We start from the raw sequence: 1,040 nt of genomic DNA on the forward strand, positions 1-1,040 counted from the left end.
GAGAAAGCTTAACGACGAATGGGCTTCGGGCGACGACAGCAATCGCGAGACCGTTAACGCGTCGGATGTGGAGGGCGTTGTGTCTACCATGTCGGGCGTGCCCTTGCAACGCATCTCAGAGAAGGAGAGCGACCGTCTGCGCCGTTTGGGCAGCACATTGAAGGGAACCGTAATAGCCCAGGACAAGGCTGTGGACAAGATTGTACGAAGTATACAACGCAACCGACTTGGCCTAAAAGACCCTAACCGACCAATTGGCGTGTTCATGTTCCTTGGTCCGACGGGTGTGGGCAAGACTTATTTGGCACAACAGCTGGCCTTGCAGATGTTCGGCACAAAGGACGCTCTGGTACGTATCGACATGAGCGAGTATTCGGAGAAGTTCAATACGTCGCGTCTTGTTGGAGCGCCTCCGGGATATGTGGGCTACGGCGAGGGCGGACAGCTTACCGAGCGTGTGCGACGTCATCCCTACTCTATCGTACTACTTGACGAGATTGAGAAGGCGCATGGCGACGTGTTCAACCTGCTGCTGCAGGTGTTGGACGAGGGTAGAATGACGGATGGCAACGGACGCATGGTTGACTTCCGCAACACCATAATAATAATGACGTCGAATGCCGGAACACGCCAGCTTAAGGACTTCAGTCATGGCATAGGCTTCAACGCCTCGTCGATAAATGGCGCCGATGGCGAGAAGTCGAAGGAGTATGCGCGTTCGGTTGTGCAGAAGGCCTTGTCGCGCCAGTTTGCCCCTGAGTTCCTCAACCGCCTGGACGAGATTATAACATTCGACCAGTTGGACGCCACGGCCATCCGACAGATTGTGGATGTGGAGCTGGACAAGCTGACGAAGCGAATAGCAAAGAATGGCTACAACATCAAGGTAACGGATGAAGCAAAGGATTTTCTTGCTTCAAAGGGATACGATCCGCAGTTTGGCGCACGTCCTCTGAAGCGTGCCATACAGACTTATGTGGAGGACGAGATTTGCGAGAGCATGATGGCTCAAGACATCGAACCTGGTGACAGTCTGGTTG

At 53.9% G+C, this 1,040-nt stretch carries 1 protein-coding gene; it reads left to right on the forward strand.

What is annotated here, in order from left to right:
- Nucleotides 1-1,040 (forward strand): AAA family ATPase (locus tag C9991_RS16525; RefSeq protein WP_157949529.1); only part of this gene is annotated, 1,040 nt, incomplete at both ends.

The organism is Prevotella merdae (genome assembly GCF_900290275.1).
Taxonomy (GTDB): domain Bacteria; phylum Bacteroidota; class Bacteroidia; order Bacteroidales; family Bacteroidaceae; genus Prevotella; species Prevotella merdae.